Here is a 15,868-nt window from a genome sequence, read left to right as displayed (position 1 = left end):
AACTCGCGGGAATCGGGTCAGGCGGAGCGGACGGCGACGACGTCGGCGAAGTCCTCGAGGGCCTGGCGGACCGAGCCGGCGGGGAGGACGTCGAGGAGGCGCTTGGCCTCCTGGGCGCGGGCGACGACGTAGGCGCGGGCCTCGTCCATCGCGGGGTGCTTGCGGAGCAGGCCGAGCGCCTCGGCGTGCAGGACGTCGTCGGTGAGGTCGCCCGCGAGCAGCTCCAGCAGGCGGGCGTCGGCGGGGTCGGTCGAGGCCTGCGCGATGAGGACCGGCAGGGTGGGCACGCCCTCGCGGAGGTCGGTGCCGGGGGTCTTGCCGGACTCCTCGGTCTCGGAGGCGATGTCGAGGATGTCGTCGCTGAGCTGGAAGGCGGTGCCGACGAGCTCGCCGTACTCGGTCAGGGCGGCGGTGACCTCCGGGGTCGCTCCGCCGAACAGCGCGCCGTAGTGCGCCGAGGTGGCGATCAGCGAGCCGGTCTTGCCGGCGACGACCTCGAGGTAGTGCGCGAGCGGGTCGCCCTCGGGCTCGACGCCCTCGAGGATCTGGCCCTCGACCAGCCGGGTGAAGGTCTCGGCCTGGATCCGGACCGCCTCCGGGCCGAGCTGCGAGGTGAGCTCGGAGGACTTCGCGAACAGCCAGTCGCCGGTCAGGATCGCGACGAGGTTGTCGTAGCGGGCGTTGGCGGAGTCCTCGCCGCGGCGTACGGCGGCCTCGTCCATGACGTCGTCGTGGTAGAGCGAGCCGACGTGGGTGATCTCCACGACGCAGGCCGCGGTGAGGACCTCGTCGGCGTCCGGCCGGGCACCCGCCTCGGCGGCCAGCAGCACCAGCAGCGGGCGGAACCGCTTGCCGCCGGCGGCGAGCAGGTGACGGGCCGCCTCGGTGACGTACGGCGACCGGCTGGAGGCATGCTCGTAGAGGGCCTTCTCGACGACCTCGAGGCGTGCCTGCAGCCGCTCGGCCAGCGCAGTGTCGTCGATCGGGAGGGCCAGGGAGGAGCTCACCTGATGAAGTCTCCCGCACCGGTCAGGAGATCGAGAAACGGCCCCGGTACGACGCCGAGGACGAGCGTCGCCGCCAGGCAGACCACGACCGTCGCCGAGGTCATGACCGACGGTGCCGTGACCGTGCCGTCCTCACCCGGCTCGGCCTCGCTGAAGAACATCAGCCGGATGTAGCGGATGTAGAAGAACACCGCCACGATGCTCGACGCGATCGCCACGATGACGACCGGCCACGCGCCCGCCGACATCGCCGAGGTGAAGACCGCCCACTTGCCCAGGAAGCCGGCCGTCAGCGGGATCCCGGCCATCGAGAGCAGGAAGAACGCGAACGCGCCGGCCACCAGCGGGGAGCGCTTGCCGAGCCCGGCCCACTTGGTGAACGAGGTCGCCTCCCCGCCGTCGTCGCGCACCAGGGTGACCAGGGCGAAGGCCCCGATCATCGAGAAGCCGTACGCCGTCAGGTAGACCAGCACGCCGTCGAGGCTGTTGTACTGCCCCTGCGCCAGCTCGCTGATGCTCTGCGCACCGAGGACGCCGGTGAGCAGGAAGCCGGTGTGCGAGATCGAGGAGTAGGCGAGCATCCGCTTCACGTCGGTCTGCGCGATCGCCACGACCGCGCCGACGACCATGCTGGCGATCGCGATCACCCACAGCATCGGCTGCCAGCTCCAGCGCTCGCCGTCGAGGCCGACGTAGAGCAGCCGCATCATCGCGCCGAACGCCGCGACCTTGGTGCCGGCCGACATGAACGCGGTGACCGCGGTCGGGGCGCCCTGGTAGACGTCCGGGGTCCAGGCCTGGAAGGGCACGGCGCCGACCTTGAACAGCAGGCCGACCGAGAGCAGGCCGATCCCGGCGAGCAGCAGGCCGTGGTTGTCGGCACCGCCGCGGATGGCGTCGTTGATGCCGGTGAGGGACATCGAGCCGGCGTACCCGTAGACGAGTGCGGCGCCGTACAGGAAGAAGGCGGAGGAGAACGCACCGAGCAGGAAGTACTTCATCGCGGCCTCCTGGCTGAGCAGGCGGCGCCGGCGGGCGAGCCCGCAGAGCAGGTACAGCGGCAGCGAGAGCACCTCGAGCGCGACGAACATGGTCAGCAGGTCCCCGGAGGCCGGGAAGAGCAGCATGCCGCCGAGCGCGAAGAGCAGCAGCGGGTAGACCTCGGTGTGCTCCAGGCCGAGGCGCGCGGCCTCGCGCTCCTCGGACGTGCCGGGCATGGCCGCGGCCTGGCCGGCGAAGCCGGAGAGCCCGCCCTCCAGCCGCGACTCGGCGAACAGCGCCGTGCCGCCGATGGCGAAGACCAGGAGGAGGCCCCACAGGTAGACCGTCGGGCCGTCGATGACGACCGAGCCCAGGGCGCCGACGAAGCCGCGGGCCTTCCCGCCCGCGTCGTCGGTGTGCTTGTCCAGGTGGGTGCCGACCAGGACGGTGGAGACGAGGGCGGCCACCAGGGTCACCATCGTCATCGCGACCTGGGGCAGCCGGCGCCGGCCACGGGGAAGGAAGGCCTCGAGCAGGACCCCGGCGCAGGCACCGCCGAAGACGATGAGGATCGGCAGCAGCTCGGCGTACTCGAGGTGGGGGCGGGTGAAGGGGGTCATCAGTTGCCTCCGTCCAGGGGCGCCGCGACCGTCGGGGCCGGATCGCTCACCCCGACATGGCTCATCAGGTCGCCGATCATCGGGTTCGCGACGTCCAGCAGCGCGGAGGGGAAGAAGCCGAACACGAGCAGCGCCGCGACCAGGGGGACGACCGCACCGAGCTCGCGCACGTCCAGGTCGCGCGCCGCAGGGGCGTCGCTGTCGACCACCGGCGCGGGGCCGGTGAACGTGCGCTGGTAGAGCCACAGCACGTAGATCGCGGACAGCACGACCGCGGTGATGGCGATGGCGCCGACGAACCAGTGGTACTGGAAGCCCGACAGCAGCACCAGGAACTCCGAGACGAACGGGCTGAGCCCGGGCAGGCCGAGGGTGGCCAGGCCACCGACGAGGAACATGCCCGCCAGCACCGGCGTGAGCCCCTCCTGCCCGCCCAGCTCGCGGATCGAGTAGGTGCCGCGGCGGCGGTACAGGTAGCCGGCGGCGAGGAACAGCAGGGCCGTGCCGATGCCGTGGTTGATCATGTAGAGGATCGCGCCGGAGCCGCCCTGGCTGGAGAACGCGAAGATGCCGAGGGTGATCAGCCCGAAGTGGCTGAGCGAGGTGAGACCGATCAGGCGCAGCATGTCGTCCTGCCCGATGGCGAGCAGGGCGCCGTACACGACCGAGATCAGGGCCAGGGTGATCACCACCGGGGTCGCCCAGCGCGAGGCCTCCGGGAAGATCCCCAGGCAGAACCGCAGCATCCCGAACGTGCCGATCTTGTCCAACACGCACACCAGCAGCACCGAGGTGCCGGGAGTCGCCTTCTCGGTGGTGTCGGCGAGCCAGGTGTGCACCGGGAACAGCGGCGCCTTGATCGCGAAGGCGGTGAAGAAGCCGACGAACAGCCAGCGGCCGGTGTCGGTGGGGATGTGGATCCGCTGCAGGTCCGCGAGCAGGTACGACGGGGTGCCGGCGTGTGCCGACGCGACGTACAGCCCGATCACGGCCGCGAGCAGGATCAGGCCGCCGGCGAGCTGGAACAGCAGGAACTTCAAGGCCGCACGGCCGCGGCCGGACCGGCCGAAGCTGCCGACCAGGAAGTACGCCGGGATCAGCGTCGCCTCGAAGACCACGTAGAACAGGAACACGTCGGTGGCGCAGAAGACCGCGAGCGCGAAGCCCTCGAGGGCGAGTGCCCAGGCGGCGTACACCCGCGGGCCGCCGCCGGCCGCGTCGTCCATGCCCGGCCACTCGGCGATGAGCACCAGCGGGACCAGGACGACGGTCAGCATCACCATCAGCAGGCCGAGGCCATCGAGGCCGAGGGCGTAGTGGACGCCGAACTGCTTCATCCAGTCGTACTGCTCGGTGAACTGCATGCCGCCGTCGTTCTTGTACCGCAGCGCGACGACGATCGCCAGGATCAGGGTGCCGAGCGCGACGCCCAGACCGACCACCTTGCTCAGGCTGCGCGGCAGGAAGTAGACGGCGAGCGCGCCGATCAGCGGGATGGCAATGAGCGTGGAGAGTGTCATCGGTTGACCGCCACCAGGGTGAGGACGAGGACGGCGGCGCCGCCCAGGATCGAGAGCGCGTAGGAGCGGACGTAGCCGGTCTGCAGGTAGCGCAGCCCCACGCCGGTGCCGGTGACGGTCGCGCCGACCACCCGGAAGAACCCGTCGATCAGGCCGTGGTCGGCGTCGACGGAGGCCCGCGCGAGGACCGCCCCGGGGCGACCCACGAGGGTGTCGTTGATGGCGTCGCCGTACAGGTCGGCACGCGCGGCACGCGTCACGAAGGAGACGTCCTGGGGCGCCTCGCGCGGCACGTCCCGCCGGCCGACGAGGAACCAGGCCGCCGCGACGCCGACCGCCACGACCAGGACGGCGAGCAGGCTGATCACCGGGCCGGGCATCGGCGGCTCGTGCTCCGGCGCCACACCCACGACGGGCTGCAGCCAGTCGACGATCCAGTTGCCGGCCAGCATCAGGCCGCCCAGCACGGACAGCGCGGCGAGTACGACGAGCGGGCCGGTCATCACCCACGGCGACTCGTGCGGGTGGACGCCCTTCTCCCAGCGCTTCTTGGTGAAGAAGGTGAGCAGCATCAGCCGGGTCATGTAGAAGCCGGTGATGCCGGCGCCGAGGAGCGCGCAGACACCGACCAGCGGCCGCTCGGTCAGCGCGACCTCGATGATCTTGTCCTTGGACCAGAAGCCGGAGAAGCCCGGGAAGCCGATGATCGCGAGGTAGCCCATCGCGAACGTCGCGAAGGTGACCGGCAGCATCTTGCGCAGCGCGCCGTAGTGGCGCATGTTCACGTCGTCGTCCATGCCGTGCATGACCGAGCCGGCGCCGAGGAACATGTTGGCCTTGAAGAAGCCGTGCGTGAGCAGGTGGAAGATGGCGAAGGCGTAGCCGGCCACGCCGAGGCCGGCGCCGAGCATCATGTAGCCGATCTGGCTCATCGTGGAGCCGGCCAGCGCCTTCTTGATGTCGTCCTTCGCGCAGCCGAGGATCGCACCCCACAGCAGCGTGACCGTGGCGACGACCACCACGACGGTGCGGGCCGCGGGCGCGTGCTCGAAGACGAAGTTGGAGCGGACGACCAGGTAGACGCCCGCGGTCACCATGGTCGCCGCGTGGATCAGCGCGGAGACCGGGGTGGGGCCCTCCATCGCGTCGAGCAGCCAGGCCTGGAGCGGCACCTGCGCCGACTTGCCGCAGGCACCGATCAGCAGCAGGACGCCGAGCCAGTTCATCGTGGTCTGCGAGCCGCCGTCGGCGACGTGGCTGATCACGGTGAAGCTCGTGGAGCCGAAGGTGACGAAGGCCAGGAAGATGGCCAGGCCCATGCCCATGTCGCCGACCCGGTTGAGGACGAACGCCTTCTTCGCCGCGGCGGCCGCGGAGTGCTTGTGCTGCCAGAAGCCGATCAGCAGGTACGACGCCAGGCCCACGCCCTCCCAGCCGAGGAACAGGCCCACGTAGTTCTCGGCGAGCACCAGCATGAGCATCGCGGCCACGAACAGGTTGAGGTAGCCGAAGAACCGGCGGCGGCGCGGGTCGTGCGCCATGTAGCCGATCGAGTAGATGTGGATCAGCGAGCCGACGCCGGTGATCAGCAGCAGGAACAGCGCCGAGAGCTGGTCGTAGAGCAGGTCGAAGCCGACGTTGAGGTGCCCGGTCTGGAACCAGGTCCACAGGTGCTGGGCGACCTGCCGGTCGCCGGCGTCGCGGCCGGTCAGGCCGATGAACAGGATCAGGCTGATCAGGAACGAGCCCAGCGGGAGGGCCGTGCCGAGGTAGTGACCCCAGCGGTCGGTACGCCGGCCGCCGATCAGCAGCACCGCGGCGCCGAGCGCGGGGAGGGCGATCACCAGCCACAGCAGGCTGAACACACCGGAGGCGTGCCCCGGGTCGACGACCGGGATCGATTCGAGTGCAGTCATGGGCCGTCCCTCAGAGCTTGAGCAGGCTGGCGTCGTCGACCGAGGCCGAGCGGCGGGAACGGAAGATGGTCATGATGATGGCCAGGCCCACGACGACCTCGGCGGCCGCGACGACCATCACGAAGAACGCGGCGATCTGGCCGTCCAGGTTGCCCAGCTGGTGCGCGAACGCCACGAACGCCAGGTTGCAGGCATTGAGCATCAGCTCCACGCACATGAACACCACGATCGCGTTGCGGCGGGTGAGCACCCCGACCGCACCGATGCTGAACAGGATGGTCGAGAGGACGACGTACGGCGTCACAGCTCCTCCTCGGTGGGCGTGTCCAGCTCGGCCGGCTCGGGTGCACGCACCGTGCCGCGGGCGGCGAGCACGCGGGAGACCGACGCCGGGGCCGGGCTGCCGTCGGGCAGCAGGGCCGGGGTGTCGACCGCGTTGTGGCGGGCGTAGACGCCCGGTGGGGGCAGCGGGCCGAGGTGGGTGCCGTGCTCGGCGTACGCACGGACCCGCTGGGCGGCGAGCTGGGGCTGGTCCTGCTTCGGGGTGAGCCGCTCGCGGTGGGCGAGCACCATGGCGCCGACCGCGGCGGTGATGAGCAGCGCGCTGGTGACCTCGAAGGCGAAGACGTAGCGCGAGAACAGGGCGTTCGCGAGCGCCTGGACGTTGCCGCCCTTGTTGGCGTTGTCGAGGCCGACGGCGGTGCCGAAGGTCAGCTGCAGCAGACCGACCACGATGGTCACGCCGAAGACGATGCCCGCGGCCCACGCGAGCGGGCGCTGGCCGGTGATCCGCTCGCCGCGCTCGTCGGCGGTGTCGACGCCGACCAGCATCAGCACGAAGAGGAACAGCATCAGGATCGCGCCGGTGTAGACGATGATCTGCACCGCGAAGAGGAACGGCGCCTGCAGGGCGGCGTACAGGATCGCGAGGCTGATCATCACCACGGCCAGCAGCAGGGCGGCGTGGACCGCCTTGCGCACGAACAGGATGCCCAGGGCGGCGATCACCATGATCGGCGCGAGGATCCAGAAGGCCACCATCAGGCGTCTCCCTCCTGACGGGTGAACGCTCCGCGGTAGTAGTCCTCCGCGTCGTCGGCCAGCAGCATGGCGTGCGGCGGCTGCTCCATCCCAGGCAGCAGCGGCGCGAGCAGGTCGGACTTCTCGTAGATCAGGCTGGCCCGGCTGTCGTCGGCCAGCTCGTACTCGTTGGTCATGGTGAGGGCGCGGGTCGGGCAGGCCTCGATGCACAGCCCGCACAGGATGCAGCGCAGGTAGTTGATCTGGTAGACGCGGCCGTACCGCTCCCCGGGGCTGAAGCGCTGGCTGTTGCCCTCTGCATCAGGGAGGTCGGAGTTCGACGCGCCCTCGACGTAGATGGCGTCCGCCGGGCATGCCCACGCGCAGAGCTCGCAGCCCACGCACTTCTCCAGGCCGTCGGGCCAGCGGTTGAGCTGGTGGCGGCCGTGGAAGCGCGGCGCGGTGGGGAACTTCTCCTTGGGGTACTGCTCGGTGACGACCTTGCGGAACATCGTCCGGAACGTCACGCCGAAGCCCGCGACCGGGTCCCAGAGCTGCTCCTTGAGGGTCGTGCCCTCGTCCACGCTGTCGGCCGGGTCAGCCATGCTGCACCTCCGTGACGGTTGTGTCGTTGCCGAACACGAGCGGAGCTGCGGCACCCCGGACGGCGCCGCCCGCGGGCATCGGCGGGACCGGGAAGCCACCGCGCGGGGCCGGGGCCACCGGCGTGGCCTCGACCTCCTCGTCCTTGCGCTCGGGCAGGAAGAACAGCCCCAGGAAGACCACCAGCAGCACGCCGACCACGATCAGCACGGTCGTGCGGTTGAAGCCGGTGTCGGAGTTGCGGGCGGCGCGCATGGTGGCCACCGCGAGGATCCAGACGAGCGAGACCGGGATCAGCCGCTTCCAGCCGAAGGCCATGAACTGGTCGTAGCGCAGTCGCGGCAGCGAGCCGCGCAGCCAGATGAAGATGAAGACGAAGAACAGCACCTTGCCGAAGAACCAGACCACCGGCAGGTAGCCCTCGTTGGCGCCGGCCCACACGTGGTCGAGCCAGAACGGCGCGTGCCAGCCGCCGAGGAACAGCGTCGTGGCGAGCGCGGAGACCGTGCCCATGTTGATGTACTCGGCGAGGAAGAACAGCGCGAACTTCAGGCTGGAGTACTCGGTGTGGAAGCCGCCGACCAGCTCGCCCTCCGCTTCGGGGAGGTCGAAGGGCGCGCGGTTGGTCTCGCCGACCATGGCGATCGTGTAGATCACGAAGCTGGGCAGCAGGATCAGGCCGAACCAGACGTTGTGCTGGGCGGCGACGATGTCGCTGGTGGACATCGAGCCGGCGTACATGAAGACCGCGACGAGGGCGAGGCCCATCGCGACCTCGTAGGAGATCATCTGGGCGCTGGAGCGCAGCCCGCCGAGCAGGGAGTACGTCGAGCCGCTGGACCAGCCCGCGAGCACGATGCCGTAGATGCCGATCGAGGCGATCGCCATCACGAACAGCACCGCGACCGGGAGGTCGGTCAGCTGCAGCGGGGTGCGGTGGCCGAAGAAGCTCACGGTCGGGCCGAACGGGATCACCGCGAAGGTGACGAACGCCGGGACCGCCGACAGCACGGGTGCCAGCGTGAAGACGACCTTGTCAGCCAGCGTCGGCGTCAGGTCCTCCTTCAGCGCCAGCTTCACCCCGTCGGCCAGCGACTGCAGCAGGCCGAAGGGGCCGTGCACGTTGGGGCCGATCCGGTGCTGCATCCGCGCGACCACGCGGCGCTCCCACCAGATGTTGAACAGCGTGAGCAGCACCAGCACGATGAAGATCGCGACGGCCTTGATCGTCACGATCCACCACGGGTCGTGACCGAACGCCGAGAGGCTGGTCGCCTCGAGCGGGATCATGCGCCACCTCCGCTGATCGTGACGGTCGACCCTGGCGACGCCAGGTCGGAGAGGATGCCGTTGCCGAGCGAGTTGGCCGGCAGCCAGACCGTGCCCGGCGCCATCTGCGCGTCGGCGACGGACCGGACGGTGATCGAGCCGCGGTCACCGGTGACGGTGATGAGCGGGCCGTGCTCGGCGTACAGGTCGGGCGGGAGTACGGCGACCGCGGGGCGGGCCGTGGCCTGGAGGTACTTGTCGCCCGCCTGCATCCGGCCGCCGTCGATCGACTGCTTCCAGGTGGAGAGGCGGATCGGGCCGGTGCCGGCGGGCCGCGCCTCGGCGAGGTCGCCGATCATCGCCGGCCGCTCGCCGTCCCAGGGACCGAGCGCGGTCATCTCGGCCCGCGCCTCCGCGACGGTGGTGAACCCCAGCGGGGTGCCCATCTCGGCGGCGATGCCGGCCAGCGAGCGCAGGTCGGGCTGGATGCCCGCGACCTGCAGCGCCTGCGGGAACGACCGCACGCGGCCCTCCCAGTCGACGAACATGCCGGCCTTCTCGGAGACCGCGGCCACCGGGAACACCACGTCGGCCGTGGCCGTCACCTCGGTGTGGCGCAGGTCGAGCGCGACGACGAAGCCGGCCGACTCGACGGCCAGCCGGGTGGCGACCGGGTCGGCGGTGTCGGCGGGGTCGACGCCCGCGATCACCAGGCCGCCGAGCTCCCCGGACGCGAGCGCGGCGACGATGGCGTCGCCGTCGCGGCCCTCGGTCTCGGGCAGGTGGTCGACGCCCCACGCGGTGGCGACGTCGACGCGGGCGGCCGGGTCGACGACGGGACGGCCGCCGGGCAGCAGCCCGGGCAGGCACCCAGCCTCGAGCGCCCCCCGGTCACCGGCCCGGCGCGGCACCCAGGCCACGCGCACGCCGGTCTGCTCCATCACGTCGGACAGCGCGGTCAGGGCACCCGGTACGCCGGCGAGCCGCTCGCCGACGAGCAGCACCGTCGAGGCGTCCAGCTCTCCGGCCAGCTCGGCCAGTGCGCCGGCCTCCTCGCCGGGCGCGGTGGCGATCAGCCGACCGGACAGCTTCGCCAGGCCGCGGGTCAGGTGCGAGGCGACGGCGACGACCTCGGTGCCGCCGGCGAGCACGCTCTTGCGCAGCCGCAGGAAGATCGAGCCGGCCTCGTCCTCGGGCTCGAGCGCGACCAGGACCACCTTCGCGGCCGACTCGAGGTCGGCGTACGAGACGTGGTCGGGGCCGGTGAGCACGACGTACGACGCCAGGAACGCCGCCTCCTCCGCGGAGTGCGGGCGTGCCCGGAAGTCGATGTCGTTGGTGCCGAGCGCCGTACGGGCGAACTTGCTGTAGGCGTAGGCGTCCTCGGCGGTCAGCCGGCCGCCGGTGAGGACGCCGACCCCGCCGGCCACCTTGGCCGCGGCCAGGCCGCGGGCCGCGACGGCGAAGGCCTCGGGCCACGAGGCGGCACGCAGGGCGCCGTCCTCGCGGATGAGCGGGTGGGTGATCCGGTCCTCGCCCTGGGCGTAGGTGAACGCGAAGCGGTCCTTGTCGGTGATCCACTCCTCGTTGACCGCCGGGTCGTTGCCGGACTGGCGTCGCATCACCTTGCCGCGGCGGTGGTCGACCCGCAGCGCGGCGCCGCAGGCGTCGTGCTCGCCGACGCCCGGCGTGGAGACCAGGTCGAAGGGGCGGGAGCGGAAGCGGTACTGCTCCGAGGTCAGCGCGCCCACCGGGCAGATCTGGATCACGTTGCCGGAGAAGTAGGAGAGGAACGGGGCGTCCGGCGCGATGCCGATCTGCTGCTCGGCGCCGCGCTCGACCAGGGCGATGAACGGATCGCCCGGGATCTCCTCGGCGAACCGCGTGCAGCGCTGGCACACGATGCAGCGCTCGCGGTCCAGCAGGATGTTCGGGGAGAGGTTGATCGGCTTGGGGAAGGTCCGCTTCAGGCCGTGGTTGCGGGTGTCGGAGAAGCGCGACTCGCCCCGGCCGTTGGTCATCGCCTGGTTCTGCAGCGGGCACTCGCCGCCCTTGTCGCAGACCGGGCAGTCGAGCGGGTGGTTGACCAGCAGCAGCTCCATCACGCCCTGCTGCGCCTTGTCGGCGACCGGGCTGGTGGCCTGGGTGTTGACGACCATGCCCTCCGCGACCGGCAGGGTGCAGGACGCCTGCGGCTTGGGGAAGCCGCGGCCGTTGCCGGCGTCGGGGACGTCGACCAGGCACTGGCGGCACGCGCCGACGGGTGCGAGCAGCGGGTGGTCGCAGAAGCGCGGGATGGAGATGCCGACCTGCTCCGCGGCCCGGATCACCAGGGTGTCCTTGGGGACGCTGACCTGGACGCCGTCGATCGTGACGGTCACCAGGTCGGACTTCTCGACCTCCGTCATGCCCTCACCTCCTGCGACTGTGCCGCCCAGGCGGTCGATCGCGCCGGGTCGAAGGGACATCCGCCGTGCGCCAGGTGGGCGAGGTACTCCTCGCGGAAGTACTTCACCGAGCTGGAGATCGGGCTGGTCGCACCGTCGCCCAGCGCGCAGAACGCGCGGCCGAGGATGTTGTCGCACTGGTCGAGCAGCTGGTCGAGATCCGCCTCGCTGCCGTCGCCGTTCTCCAGGCGGGTCAGGGCCTGCACCAGCCACCAGGTGCCCTCGCGGCACGGGGTGCACTTGCCGCAGGACTCGTGCTTGTAGAACTCCGTCCAGCGCAGAACCGCCCGCACCACGCAGACCGTCTCGTCGAAGATCTGCAGCGCGCGGGTGCCGAGCATCGAGCCCGCGGCACCGACGCCCTCGAAGTCCAGGGGCACGTCGAGGTGCTCGGGGGTCAGCAGCGGCGTGGAGGAGCCGCCGGGCGTCCAGAACTTCAGCTCGTGCCCGTCCCGTACGCCGCCGGCCAGGTCGAGCAGCTCGCGGAGCGTGATGCCGAGTGGCGCCTCGTACTGACCGGGCCTCGTCACGTGGCCGGACAGCGAGAAGATGCCGTGGCCCTGGGACTTCTCGGTGCCCATCGACGCGAACCAGGCCGCGCCGTTGGCGATGATGGCCGGCACCGACGCGATCGACTCGACGTTGTTGATCACCGTGGGGCTGGCGTAGAGGCCCGCGACCGCGGGGAACGGCGGGCGCAGCCGGGGTTGGCCGCGGCGTCCCTCCAGCCCCTCGAGCAGGGCAGTCTCCTCGCCGCAGATGTAGGCACCCGCGCCGGCGTGCACCACGACGTCGAGGTCGTAGCCGGAGCCGTGGATGTCCTTGCCGAGGTGCCCGGCGGCGTACGCCTCGGCGACGGCGGCCTGGACCCGGCGTACGACGTGCAGGACCTCGCCGCGGATGTAGATGAAGGCCTTGTTCGCGCGGATCGCGTAGGAGCTGATGATCACGCCCTCGACGAGCACGTGCGGGTTGCCCATCATCAGCGGGATGTCCTTGCAGGTGCCCGGCTCGGACTCGTCGGCGTTGACGACGAGGTACTTCGGCTTCGGGTTGTCCTGCGGGATGAACGACCACTTCATGCCGGTCGGGAAGCCCGCACCACCACGACCGCGGAGGCCGCTGTCCTTGACGGCGGTGATGACGTCGTCGGGGCTCATCGCGAACGCCTTGTCGAGGGCGGAGTAGCCACCCTTCCCGGCGTACGTCGCGAGCTTCCAGGACTGCTCCGCGTCCCAGATGTCGGTGAGGACCGGGGTCAGCGTGTCGACCATCAGGCTTCTCCCTCGGGGGCCGTCCAGCCGTTCTCACGGGCGATCTCCAGGCCCGCCAGTGATGCGGGTCCGGCCGAGGGACCCTCGTCCACGAGGCCGTCGGGGAAGCCGGCGAGCACCCGCTCCGCCTCGCGCCAGGTGCACAGCTTCGGGCCGCGCGTCGACTTCACCGGGTGGCCGGCGCGCAGCGCCTCGACCGTGCGCACCAGGCCGTCGGGGGTCTGGTTGTCCATGAACTCCCAGTTGATCATCGCGACCGGGGCGTAGTCGCAGGCCGCGTTGCACTCGACGTGCTCGAGGCTGACGGTGTACTGGTCGCCCTGCCGCTTCTCGGCGACCTCGTCGTTGCCGACGCCCAGGTAGTCCTTGAGCCGGGCGAAGATCTCGTCCCCGCCCATCACCGCGCACAGGGTGTTGGTGCAGACGCCGATGTGGAAGTCGCCGACGCCGTGCCGCTTGTACATCGTGTAGAAGGTCGCGACGCCGTTGACGTCGGCCGGGCTGATGTCCAGCAGCTCCGCGCACTTCTCGATGGCCTCGGGGGTGATCCGGCCCTGGACCGACTGGGCCAGGTGCAGCATGGGCAGCAGCCCGGAGCGCTTCTCGGGGTAGCGGCTCGCGATCTCCTCGAGCTCCACGACCGTCTTGCTGTCGAGACTCATCGGTCGACGCCTCCCATGACCGGGTCGATGCTGGCGATGGCCACGATGACGTCGGCGATCTGGCCGCCCTCGCTCATCACGCCCATGGCCTGCAGGTTGTTGAAGCTGGGGTCGCGGAAGTGCACCCGGTACGGGCGAGTCCCGCCGTCGGACACGACGTGCGCGCCGAGCTCGCCGCGCGGCGACTCGACCGGCACGTAGGCCTGGCCGGCCGGGACCTTGAAGCCCTCGGTCACCAGCTTGAAGTGGTGGATCAGGGCCTCCATGGACTCGCCCATGATGTGCCGGATGTGGTCCAGGCTGTTGCCCATGCCGTCGCTGCCGATGGCCAGCTGGGACGGCCAGCCGATCTTCTTGTCGGCGATCATCACCGGGTCGCCCTCCATCCGCGCGAGCCGGTCGGCGGCCTGCTCGATGATCTTCAGCGACTCCCACATCTCGGCCAGGCGGACGCGGAAGCGGCCGTAGGAGTCGGCCGTGTCCCAGGTCTGGACGTCGAAGTCGTAGGTCTCGTAGCCGCAGTAGGGCTGGGTCTTGCGGAGGTCCCAGCCGTAGCCGGCGCTGCGCAGCACGGGTCCGGTGAGGCCGAGTGCCATGCAGCCCTCGAGGTCGAGGTGGCCGACGTTCTCCAGGCGCGCCTTGAAGATCGGGTTGGCGTTGCACAGCGCGGCGTACTCGGGGAGGCGCTTCTTCATCAGCGCGATGAAGTCGCGGATCTGGTCCAGCGCGCCCGGCGGCATGTCCTGGGCGACGCCGCCCGGACGGAAGAACGCGTGGTTCATCCGCAGGCCGGTGATCAGCTCGAACAGGTCCAGCACCAGCTCGCGCTCGCGGAAGCCGATGGTCATCACCGTCAGCGCGCCGATCTCCATGCCGCCGGTGGCGATGCAGACCAGGTGGCTGGAGATGCGGTTCAGCTCCATCAGCAGGACCCGCATGACCTGGGCCTTCTCCGGGATCTGGTCCTCGATGTCGAGCAGCCGCTCGACGCCGAGGCAGTAGGTCATCTCGTTGAAGAACGGGCTCAGGTAGTCCATCCGCGTGCAGAACGTGACGCCCTGCACCCAGGAGCGGAACTCCATGTTCTTCTCGATGCCGGTGTGCAGGTAGCCGATGCCGCAGCGGGCCTCGGTGACCGTCTCGCCCTCGATCTCGAGGATCAGCCGGAGCACGCCGTGCGTGGAAGGGTGCTGGGGCCCCATGTTGACGACGATGCGCTCCTGCGCGTCGTCGCTGTCCTGGTCGGCGAGGCCGGCCGCGATGTCGGCCCAGTCCTGGCCGGTGACGGTGAACTCGTGCGATTCGGTCGTCATGAGTAGGTCCTCCGCTGGTCGGGCGGCGGGATCGTCGCGCCCTTGTACTCCACCGGGATGCCGCCCAGCGGGTAGTCCTTGCGCTGCGGGTGGCCGGGCCAGTCGTCCGGCATCAGGATCCGGGTCAGCGCGGGGTGCCCGTCGAAGACCACCCCGAACATGTCGAACGTCTCGCGCTCGTGCCAGTCGGCCGCCGGGTAGATCGGCGTCACCGACGGCAGGTGCGCGTCGCCGTCCGGTACGCCGACCTCGACCCGCACGCGGCGGTTGTAGGTCATCGATCCCAGGTGGTAGACGGCGTGCAGCTCCTTGCCGGCCTCGCCCGGGTAGTCGACGCCGCTGACGCCGGAGAGGAACTCAAAGCGCAGCGCCGGGTCGTCGCGCAGCAGCCGCATCGCGGCCAGCAGGTTGTCGCGGCTCACGTGGAAGGTGATCTCGCCGCGGTGGATGACGACCTTGTCGATCAGCGGGTCGAGCGTGTCGGCGACGGTGTCGAACCAGCCGCCGTAGGGCCGCTGCGCGGCCGAGGGCAGTACGACGGGTGCCACGAGTCCGCCGTACCCGCTGGTGTCGCCGCTGTCGTGGACGCCGAACATGCCACGGCGCTCGCCGATGACCTCGACCGTCGTCTCGGCCGGCTCCGCCGGGACCTCGAGCTCGGTGCTCTCGTCGGTCACCGCAGCAGCCCCTTCTGGTCACCGGTCGGGAGTGCGACGAGACCCGCCGCCTCGAGCTCCTCGATCTGCCTGAGCCGATTGGCGCCGAGGGGGCCGTGCTGGACCTTGTCGTGCAGCTTGAGGATCGCGTCGATGAGCATCTCCGGACGCGGCGGGCAGCCCGGCAGGTACATGTCCACGGGCACGACGTGGTCGACGCCCTGGACGATCGCGTAGTTGTTGAACATCCCGCCGCTGCTGGCGCACACGCCCATGGCCAGCACCCACTTGGGCTCGGCCATCTGGTCGTAGATCTGGCGCAGCACCGGGGCCATCTTCTGGCTGACCCGGCCGGCCACGATCATCAGGTCGGCCTGGCGCGGGCTGGCGCGGAAGACCTCCATGCCGAAGCGCGCCAGGTCGTACTTCGGGCCGCCGCTGGTCATCATCTCGATCGCGCAGCAGGCGAGACCGAAGGTCGCCGGCCAGAAGCTGGCCTTGCGCATGTAGCCCGCGAGGCCCTCGACCGTGGTCAGCAGGACGCCGCTGGGGAGCTTCTCCTCGATTCCCATCCCTGGTC

At 70.5% G+C, this 15,868-nt stretch carries 14 protein-coding genes; all 14 read right to left on the bottom strand.

The features are described from left to right. Window positions 1-17: 17 nt before the first annotated feature. The 14 genes from ACYU8V_RS13525 to ACYU8V_RS13460 are packed head-to-tail and all read right to left on the bottom strand — an operon-like array spanning window position 18 to window position 15,860. Window positions 18-1,007: a polyprenyl synthetase family protein gene (locus ACYU8V_RS13525; protein ID WP_460848054.1), complete on the bottom strand. Its 990-nt coding sequence runs from the start codon at window positions 1,005-1,007 to the stop codon at window positions 18-20. After that, window positions 1,004-2,608 (bottom strand): NADH-quinone oxidoreductase subunit NuoN, encoded by a 1,605-nt coding sequence (gene nuoN / locus ACYU8V_RS13520; protein ID WP_460848052.1) that lies wholly within the window; start codon window positions 2,606-2,608, stop codon window positions 1,004-1,006. The genes ACYU8V_RS13525 and nuoN overlap by 4 nt, the downstream gene beginning before the upstream one ends. Further along, window positions 2,608-4,128 carry an NADH-quinone oxidoreductase subunit M gene (locus ACYU8V_RS13515; protein ID WP_460848051.1) on the bottom strand — a complete coding sequence of 507 codons (1,521 nt, stop codon included), beginning with the start codon at window positions 4,126-4,128 and terminating at the stop codon, window positions 2,608-2,610. Before ACYU8V_RS13515 ends, nuoN begins: the two co-directional genes overlap by 1 nt. After that, window positions 4,125-6,044: an NADH-quinone oxidoreductase subunit L gene (nuoL, locus tag ACYU8V_RS13510; RefSeq protein ID WP_460848050.1), complete on the bottom strand. Its 1,920-nt coding sequence runs from the start codon at window positions 6,042-6,044 to the stop codon at window positions 4,125-4,127. The genes ACYU8V_RS13515 and nuoL overlap by 4 nt, the downstream gene beginning before the upstream one ends. 10 nt (window positions 6,045-6,054) lie before the next feature. Further along, on the bottom strand, window positions 6,055-6,348 hold the full coding sequence (gene nuoK, locus ACYU8V_RS13505) for an NADH-quinone oxidoreductase subunit NuoK (protein WP_460848049.1): 294 nt from the start codon (window positions 6,346-6,348) through the stop codon (window positions 6,055-6,057). Next, window positions 6,345-7,085, bottom strand: coding sequence for an NADH-quinone oxidoreductase subunit J (locus ACYU8V_RS13500; RefSeq protein WP_460848048.1), 741 nt, complete (start codon window positions 7,083-7,085; stop codon window positions 6,345-6,347). The genes nuoK and ACYU8V_RS13500 overlap by 4 nt, the downstream gene beginning before the upstream one ends. Beyond that, on the bottom strand, window positions 7,085-7,669 hold the full coding sequence (gene nuoI / locus ACYU8V_RS13495) for an NADH-quinone oxidoreductase subunit NuoI (protein WP_460848046.1): 585 nt from the start codon (window positions 7,667-7,669) through the stop codon (window positions 7,085-7,087). The genes ACYU8V_RS13500 and nuoI overlap by 1 nt, the downstream gene beginning before the upstream one ends. Further along, window positions 7,662-8,957, bottom strand: coding sequence for an NADH-quinone oxidoreductase subunit NuoH (gene nuoH, locus ACYU8V_RS13490; protein ID WP_460848044.1), 1,296 nt, complete (start codon window positions 8,955-8,957; stop codon window positions 7,662-7,664). Before nuoH ends, nuoI begins: the two co-directional genes overlap by 8 nt. Beyond that, a complete protein-coding gene (locus ACYU8V_RS13485; RefSeq protein ID WP_460848043.1) occupies window positions 8,954-11,344 on the bottom strand; it encodes an NADH-quinone oxidoreductase subunit G in 2,391 nt (796 codons plus the stop codon). The genes nuoH and ACYU8V_RS13485 overlap by 4 nt, the downstream gene beginning before the upstream one ends. Then, window positions 11,341-12,657 (bottom strand): NADH-quinone oxidoreductase subunit NuoF, encoded by a 1,317-nt coding sequence (nuoF, locus tag ACYU8V_RS13480; RefSeq protein ID WP_460848042.1) that lies wholly within the window; start codon window positions 12,655-12,657, stop codon window positions 11,341-11,343. The genes ACYU8V_RS13485 and nuoF overlap by 4 nt, the downstream gene beginning before the upstream one ends. After that, window positions 12,657-13,319 carry an NADH-quinone oxidoreductase subunit NuoE gene (gene nuoE, locus ACYU8V_RS13475; RefSeq protein ID WP_460848041.1) on the bottom strand — a complete coding sequence of 221 codons (663 nt, stop codon included), beginning with the start codon at window positions 13,317-13,319 and terminating at the stop codon, window positions 12,657-12,659. The genes nuoF and nuoE overlap by 1 nt, the downstream gene beginning before the upstream one ends. Further along, window positions 13,316-14,632 (bottom strand): NADH-quinone oxidoreductase subunit D, encoded by a 1,317-nt coding sequence (locus ACYU8V_RS13470; RefSeq protein ID WP_460848040.1) that lies wholly within the window; start codon window positions 14,630-14,632, stop codon window positions 13,316-13,318. The genes nuoE and ACYU8V_RS13470 overlap by 4 nt, the downstream gene beginning before the upstream one ends. Then, on the bottom strand, window positions 14,629-15,309 hold the full coding sequence (locus ACYU8V_RS13465; RefSeq protein ID WP_460848038.1) for an NADH-quinone oxidoreductase subunit C: 681 nt from the start codon (window positions 15,307-15,309) through the stop codon (window positions 14,629-14,631). The genes ACYU8V_RS13470 and ACYU8V_RS13465 overlap by 4 nt, the downstream gene beginning before the upstream one ends. Beyond that, window positions 15,306-15,860 (bottom strand): NuoB/complex I 20 kDa subunit family protein, encoded by a 555-nt coding sequence (locus ACYU8V_RS13460; protein ID WP_460848037.1) that lies wholly within the window; start codon window positions 15,858-15,860, stop codon window positions 15,306-15,308. Before ACYU8V_RS13460 ends, ACYU8V_RS13465 begins: the two co-directional genes overlap by 4 nt. Window positions 15,861-15,868: the final 8 nt, after the last annotated feature.

This window comes from Nocardioides ultimimeridianus (genome assembly GCF_054777895.1).
The sequence above is the reverse complement of the archived record's forward strand: the minus strand, read 5'-3'. Positions and strand labels throughout refer to the sequence as shown.

What these genes read in the sequence shown, in the direction of transcription:
- ACYU8V_RS13460 (WP_460848037.1), bottom strand. Translation starts at nt 15,860, where the DNA reads ATGGGAATCGAGGAGAAGCTCCCCAGCGGCGTCCTGCTGACCACGGTC.
- nuoE (WP_460848041.1), bottom strand. Translation starts at nt 13,319, where the DNA reads ATGAGTCTCGACAGCAAGACGGTCGTGGAGCTCGAGGAGATCGCGAGC.
- ACYU8V_RS13485 (WP_460848043.1), bottom strand. Translation starts at nt 11,344, where the DNA reads ATGACGGAGGTCGAGAAGTCCGACCTGGTGACCGTCACGATCGACGGC.
- nuoN (WP_460848052.1), bottom strand. Translation starts at nt 2,608, where the DNA reads ATGACCCCCTTCACCCGCCCCCACCTCGAGTACGCCGAGCTGCTGCCG.
- nuoI (WP_460848046.1), bottom strand. Translation starts at nt 7,669, where the DNA reads ATGGCTGACCCGGCCGACAGCGTGGACGAGGGCACGACCCTCAAGGAG.
- ACYU8V_RS13500 (WP_460848048.1), bottom strand. Translation starts at nt 7,085, where the DNA reads ATGGTGGCCTTCTGGATCCTCGCGCCGATCATGGTGATCGCCGCCCTG.
- nuoF (WP_460848042.1), bottom strand. Translation starts at nt 12,657, where the DNA reads ATGGTCGACACGCTGACCCCGGTCCTCACCGACATCTGGGACGCGGAG.
- ACYU8V_RS13515 (WP_460848051.1), bottom strand. Translation starts at nt 4,128, where the DNA reads ATGACACTCTCCACGCTCATTGCCATCCCGCTGATCGGCGCGCTCGCC.
- nuoH (WP_460848044.1), bottom strand. Translation starts at nt 8,957, where the DNA reads ATGATCCCGCTCGAGGCGACCAGCCTCTCGGCGTTCGGTCACGACCCG.
- ACYU8V_RS13470 (WP_460848040.1), bottom strand. Translation starts at nt 14,632, where the DNA reads ATGACGACCGAATCGCACGAGTTCACCGTCACCGGCCAGGACTGGGCC.
- nuoL (WP_460848050.1), bottom strand. Translation starts at nt 6,044, where the DNA reads ATGACTGCACTCGAATCGATCCCGGTCGTCGACCCGGGGCACGCCTCC.